Below are 5,873 nucleotides of genomic sequence, written 5' to 3'. Positions count from 1 at the left end.
GCCTAGACTGTGTGATATGAGAACTCGAACACTCATCGTGGGAGCTGTGACGCTCCTCGTCATGGCGCTCCTGCACCTGCCCTCGGGCGCGCAGCAGTTCGGTCGGAACAAGGTCCAGTACGACCAGTTCGAGTGGACCATTCTCACGACCGAACACTTCGACGTCTACTACTACGACGGCTCGGCCGACGTTGCCGACGCCGTCGCACTGATGGTCGAGCAGGCCTACGATGACTACCGCCGCGTGCTCGGACACGACCTGACGACCGTCATCCCCGTCATCGTGTACGCGTCCCACAACGACTTCCAGCAGACGAACGTCTCCCTGACGCACGTCGGCGAGTCAGTCGGCGGCTTCACCGAGCTCTTCAAGAACCGCGTCGTCGTGCCGTTCACGGGGTCGTACTCCGACCTCCGGCACGTCGTCTATCACGAACTCGTCCACGTCTTCATGTTCGACGTCGTCTACGGTGGCCTCGTCCGCTCCGTCATCCGTCAGGCCTACATGAACCCGGTGCCGCTCTGGTTCACCGAGGGCCTGGCGGAGTACGTGTCCCAAGGCTGGGACGAGGAGGCCGAGATGATCCTCCGCGACCTGACGGTCGCGGACAGGGTCGTCCCGCTCCAGTACCTCTACGGAGGCTACCTCGTCTACAAGGAAGGCCAGTCGGTGATGACGTTCATCGCCGAGCGATACGGCCGGAACAAGATCGCGGAGATCGTCAAGTCGCTCGCGAAGACCCAGAATCTCGAGAGGTCTCTGAGCGAGGCCGTCGGCCTGACCACCGCCGAGCTCAATGAGGAGTGGGAACGCTGGCTGAAGGAACGCTACTGGCCGCAGGTCGAGATCCTCGACCGCGGAGACGAGATCGCGCGGCTCGTGACCGACCACAGGAAGGACGGTTCGTATCTCAACCTCGGGCCCGCCGTCTCGCCGGACGGCCGCCGCGTCGTCTACGTGACCGACCGGTCGGGCTACGCAGACGTCAGGGTCTCCTCGACGCTCGACGGTGAGGAACTCGGGACGCTCGTGCACGGCGGCCGCTCGGACGAGTTCGAGCAGCTTCATATCCTGAGGACCGGCTTCGGCTGGTCGCCCGACGGCGAGGAGATCTGTTTCGTGGCCAAGTCGGGAGGGGACGACGCGCTTCACTTCGTGGATACCGAGAGTGGCGACCTCGTCAACAGCCTGACCTTCGACCTCGACGGCATGTTCACCCCCTCCTGGTCGCCGGACGGTGACCGGGTCGTCTTCGTCGGCACGAAGGAGGGCGCCTCCGATCTCTACATGGCCCACATCGAGACCGGAGAGCTCGTTCGCCTGACCGACGACTTCTACGACGAACGGGACCCGGAGTGGTCCCCGGACGGAACCCGGATCGCCTTCACCTCGGACCGCGGTTCGGAGGCCGAGCTCGGGTTCCGGAGACGGTACGACCTCTACGCGGTCGAGTGGTCGTCGCGGCGGATCGACAGATTGCCTTCGACACCCGGCAACGACAGTTCGCCGACCTGGTCGCCCGACGGACGGTCGATCATCTTCTCGTCGACGGCCGGCGGCTCGCCCGACCTCTACGCGATCACGCTCGCCGACTCGTCGATCTCGAGACTGACCGCCCTGGTCGGAGGCGCGTCGGCCCCGAGCTGGGCGCGCGAGAACGACTGGCTCGTCTTCTCGCTCTACTCCAACGGCGGATGGGACATCGCCGCCGTCAAGGAGCCGCTCGAGCGGCTCCCGGAGGCCTCGGGCACGCTGCCGCCCGTGGAGCCGCTCGACAGACCGGGCGTCCCGGTGACCGACGCGAATCTGGAGGAGGGTCCGCCCGAGCGGCCCCTCTCCGAGGTACGGCTCGTCCCGGACGACGCCTCATCGGTCCCGGAACCCCCGGAGCCCGAGCCGGACGATGACGAGACGGTCGACCGCGTGCGCGACGCCTACGCGTCCGCGACCGGGAGGAAGGAGGAGCGCGAATCGGACGAAGGACGCGACGTCGGGATGACCCGCCCGTACGAGACGCGCTTCACGCCGGACTGGATGTCGGGCGGCGTCGGCTACAGCTCGGGATACGGACTCTCGGGAGGGGCACAGATCGCCGTCTCGGACATTCTGGGGAACCACCGTTTCTACATCGCGACCGACTTCTTCTCGAACATCGAATCGAGCAATTTCTACGTCCTCTACGAGCACCTGGCCAGACGACCGAACCTCTCGGTGGGCGTCTACAACTTCAAGGAGTACTACTACTCCGAGCGCACCAGGCTGGGCGAGGACCTGGGTGAGAAGCGCTACTTCTCCGAGCGCAGCTACGGCATGTCGGTCGGAGCGTCGTACCCCTTCAGCCGCTTCACGCGGCTCGAGTTCGACGTCTCGGCGCTGACGGTCGACCGCCGGTTCGCGGAGGAGCTCGATACCGGCGAGATCGAGCTGACCGACGAGACGGTCAAACGGTCGCTCTTCATACCCAGCCTCAGGCTGGTCAACGACACGACGCTCTGGGGCATGGTCGGACCTGTCAGCGGGGGACGCTCCTCGATCTCCGTGTCGAAGTCCTGGGAGTCCGGCGGCGACTTCACCTATCTGACCGGCATCGCCGATATCAGGCGGTATCTGAGGGTCGGCCGGCGACACACGATCGCGATGAAGCTCGTCGCGGCGCGGAGCTCGCAGCAGAACGCGCAGAACTTCTTCATCGGCGGCGTCAACAGCCTCCGCGGCTACGACGACTTCGAGTTCAGCGGAACGAAGATGGCCCTGACCACGCTCGAGCTGCGCTACCCGTTCATCGACTACCTGGTCATCGCCTCGCCGCTGCCGATCGCCCTGCGGGGTCTCAGGGGCGTCATGTTCATCGATCTCGGGGCCGCGTGGGACGTGAACGAGGAGTTCAAGGGCGCTTCGCGTAAGGGCGGGTTCCACCTCCAGGACATCAAGGCGAGTTACGGCATCGGCGTCAGGATGAACCTCGGCTTCTTCGTCATCCGCGTCGACCGCGCCTGGCGGACCGACCTCCGGTCCACCGGCGGAGCCAGAACGCACTTCGCGCTCGGCGCCGAGTTCTAGGAGCGACTCCCTCTGACGGACCCCCCGTGATCGGAGGAGACCTCTCTGACGACCGATCTCGAGCTCGATCTCAATCTCAACGAGGCGCAGGTCCGCGCGGTCCGCCACCCAGGCGGGCCGCTCCTTGTGCTCGCCGGTGCCGGCAGCGGGAAGACCCGCGTTCTGACCTACCGAGTCGCTCACCTCATCGGGGAGCGGGGTGTGAGCCCGCGCCGCGTGCTCGCCGTGACGTTCACGAACAAGGCCGCCGACGAGATGAAGCGCCGTGTCGCCGAGCTGACCGGGGCGGACGCCCGGCTGGTCTGGATCGGAACGTTCCACTCGATCGCCGCGAGGATCCTGCGGGCGGAGTCCCGGTGGGGATGGTGGACCCCGTCGTTCTCGATCTACGACGAGGCCGACTCCACAGCGCTCATCAAGCAGTCGATGGAGAAGGCCGGCGTGTCGTCCTCGGTTTTCAGCCCGAAGGCCGTGCTGTCGTCCATCTCGAGGGCCAAGGACCGCCTCATCGACGCCTCGCTCTACGCGGAGACGGCCGGCGGCTACTTCGAGGAATGCGTGGCCGGTGTCTACCGGGAGTACGAGTCGGGCCTTCGTCGGATGAACGCCTTCGACTTCGACGACCTCATCATGGGGACCGTGCGGCTCCTGCGCGACGAACCGCGCGTCCTCGACGCCTATTCCGAGCGCTTCCAGCACGTGCTCGTCGACGAGTATCAGGACACGAGCCACGCGCAGTACCAGCTGGTCAACCTGCTCTCGTCGATGCACCGCAACATCATGGTCGTGGGCGACGACGACCAGTCGATCTACGGCTGGCGCGGCGCCGACATCTCGAACATCCTCGACTTCGAGCACGATCACCCGGATGCGACCGTCGTGACGCTCGAGCAGAACTACCGCTCGACCGGCGGGATCCTCGACGCGGCGCATGACGTCGTCTCGAGGAACGCGCGCCGGAAGGAGAAGAAGCTCTGGACCGACCGCGGCGACGGCGTCCCGGTCCGTGTCGTCAGGGTGGCGAACGAGTATCATGAGGCCGACGCGATCCGCGACATGATCGGCTCGCTCATCGACGAAGAGGAACTCGCCGCCCGCGACTTCGCCGTGCTCTACCGGACGCACGCGCAGTCCAGGGTGATCGAGGACAGTCTACGCCGGGCGGGAGTCGCCTACGACATCGTCGGCGGCGTCCGCTTCTACGAGCGTGCCGAGGTGAAGGACGTTCTCGGCTACCTGCGCGTCATCGCGAACCCCGATGACGCGGTGAGCCTCGGGCGGATCATCAACGTCCCGCCGCGCAAGCTCGGGAAGAAGTCGGTCGAGCGGCTCGAGGACTTCGCCGCCGGGGCCGGGATCCCGCTGAGAGAGGCGCTCGGCCGGTCGGTCGAGATCGAGGGTCTTACGCCGCAGGCGAGGAAGTCGCTCGATGCGCTCGCCGCGATGTTCGCCTCGCTCGAGGAGAAGGTCGACACGGACCCGGCCGACGCTCTCATCCGCGAGGTCCTGGAGGCCTCGGGTTATACGGCGTGGCTCGAGGGGCAGCGTACCGACGAGGCGACCGAACGGCTCGGGAACGTCGAGGAGCTCGTCTCCGCGGCGGCCGAGTTCGCCGAGGTCAGCGAGCGAAGCGACCTGCCGGCCTTCCTGGAACAGGTCGCGCTTGTCGCCAACATCGACATGTGGGAGGACCGGCTCGACGCCGTGTCCCTCATGACGCTCCACAACGCCAAGGGGCTCGAGTTCCCGGCCGTCATGGTCCCCGGACTGGAGGAGGGTCTCCTGCCGCACGAGTCGTCGTTCGGCGACGTCGAGGAACTGGAGGAGGAGCGCCGGCTTCTGTACGTCGGCATGACGCGGGCGAAGGACCACCTCGTCCTTCTGTCGGCCGACACGAGGCGGAGGGCCGGCGTGCTCGACGTCCGGGTCGCCTCCCGCTTCATCGACGAGATCGACCCTTCCCGCCTCGAGGTCGTCGCGCCGGCGGTCCGCCCGTCCGGGCGAGGTCGGAGAGGCGGACGAGCGCGGGCGCGCCGGGGGAGGCCGCCGCGAAGCGATATGTTCCCGGACTACGAGAACATGAGCCAGGAGACGGTCGAGCTCGGACCGGGAACGCGCGTGCACCACAAGACCTGGGGTGACGGCGTGGTGCTCGAGGTCGCCGGCCGCGGCGGGGATGCCATCGTCCGGGTGAGGTTCGCCGGTGACGTCGAGAAGCGGATCATGCTACGGTACGGTGGCCTGGAGATCCTGGGAAACTAGGGGGGATGTGACCCCATGCCGATCGGACGCGACGAGGTCGAGCGGGCCGCGCGTCTCGCGCGCCTCGAACTCGACGAGGCCACCGCCGCCCGGCTGGTCGCTGAGCTCTCGCGCATCGTCGACTACGTCGACCTGCTCGAGGAGGCGGTAGGCGACGCGGGCGAGCTCGCGCTGTCCCCGCCCGATGCCGTGCGGGACGACCTGCCGGGCGCGACCCTCGAGCAGTCGGTGGCGCTCGGGAACGCCGCGAGGACGAGAGCGGGTGCGTTCGAGGTGCCGGGATTCCTGCCGGACGCTTCGCAGGACGAGGACGCGTCGCCATGAGGCCGGCCGCGCTCCCGTTCGCCGAGGCCTCGTCGCTCATCTCATCGGGCTCGCTGACATGCCGCGAGCTCGTCGAGGACTCGCTCGACCGTCTCGGTTCGGTCGGACGCGACCTCGGAGCCGTGCTCGCCGTCGCCGATCGTCCGACCGCGCTCGCGGCGGCCGACGCGGCCGACGCGGCGCGGGGCCGCGGGGCGGCGCCCTCGCCCATCGCGGGCTTTCCGAT

Annotated in this window: 4 protein-coding genes; all 4 read left to right on the top strand. The window is 67.5% G+C overall.

The genetic code is table 11. The features are described 5' to 3' along the window. Window positions 1-16 precede the first annotated feature (16 nt). On the top strand, window positions 17-3,061 hold the full coding sequence (locus GF405_07965) for a BamA/TamA family outer membrane protein (protein ID MBD3368089.1): 3,045 nt from the start codon (window positions 17-19) through the stop codon (window positions 3,059-3,061). A 201-nt stretch (window positions 3,062-3,262) separates the two neighbouring features. Next, window positions 3,263-5,323 (top strand): AAA family ATPase, encoded by a 2,061-nt coding sequence (locus GF405_07960; GenBank protein MBD3368088.1) that lies wholly within the window; start codon window positions 3,263-3,265, stop codon window positions 5,321-5,323. Between the two features lie 15 nt (window positions 5,324-5,338). Further along, entirely contained in the window at window positions 5,339-5,647 is a 309-nt protein-coding gene (locus GF405_07955) for a hypothetical protein (GenBank protein ID MBD3368087.1), read from the top strand. Then, window positions 5,644-5,873 (top strand): amidase (locus GF405_07950; GenBank protein MBD3368086.1); only part of this gene is annotated, 230 nt, incomplete at its 3' end. The genes GF405_07955 and GF405_07950, both read left to right, overlap by 4 nt.

Source organism: Candidatus Effluviviaceae Genus V sp. (genome assembly GCA_014728125.1).
GTDB lineage: Bacteria > Joyebacterota > Joyebacteria > Joyebacterales > Joyebacteraceae > WJMD01.
The sequence above is the reverse complement of the archived record's forward strand: the minus strand, read 5'-3'. Positions and strand labels throughout refer to the sequence as shown.

What these genes read in the sequence shown, in the direction of transcription:
- GF405_07955 (MBD3368087.1), top strand. Translation starts at nt 5,339, where the DNA reads ATGCCGATCGGACGCGACGAGGTCGAGCGGGCCGCGCGTCTCGCGCGC.
- GF405_07965 (MBD3368089.1), top strand. Translation starts at nt 17, where the DNA reads ATGAGAACTCGAACACTCATCGTGGGAGCTGTGACGCTCCTCGTCATG.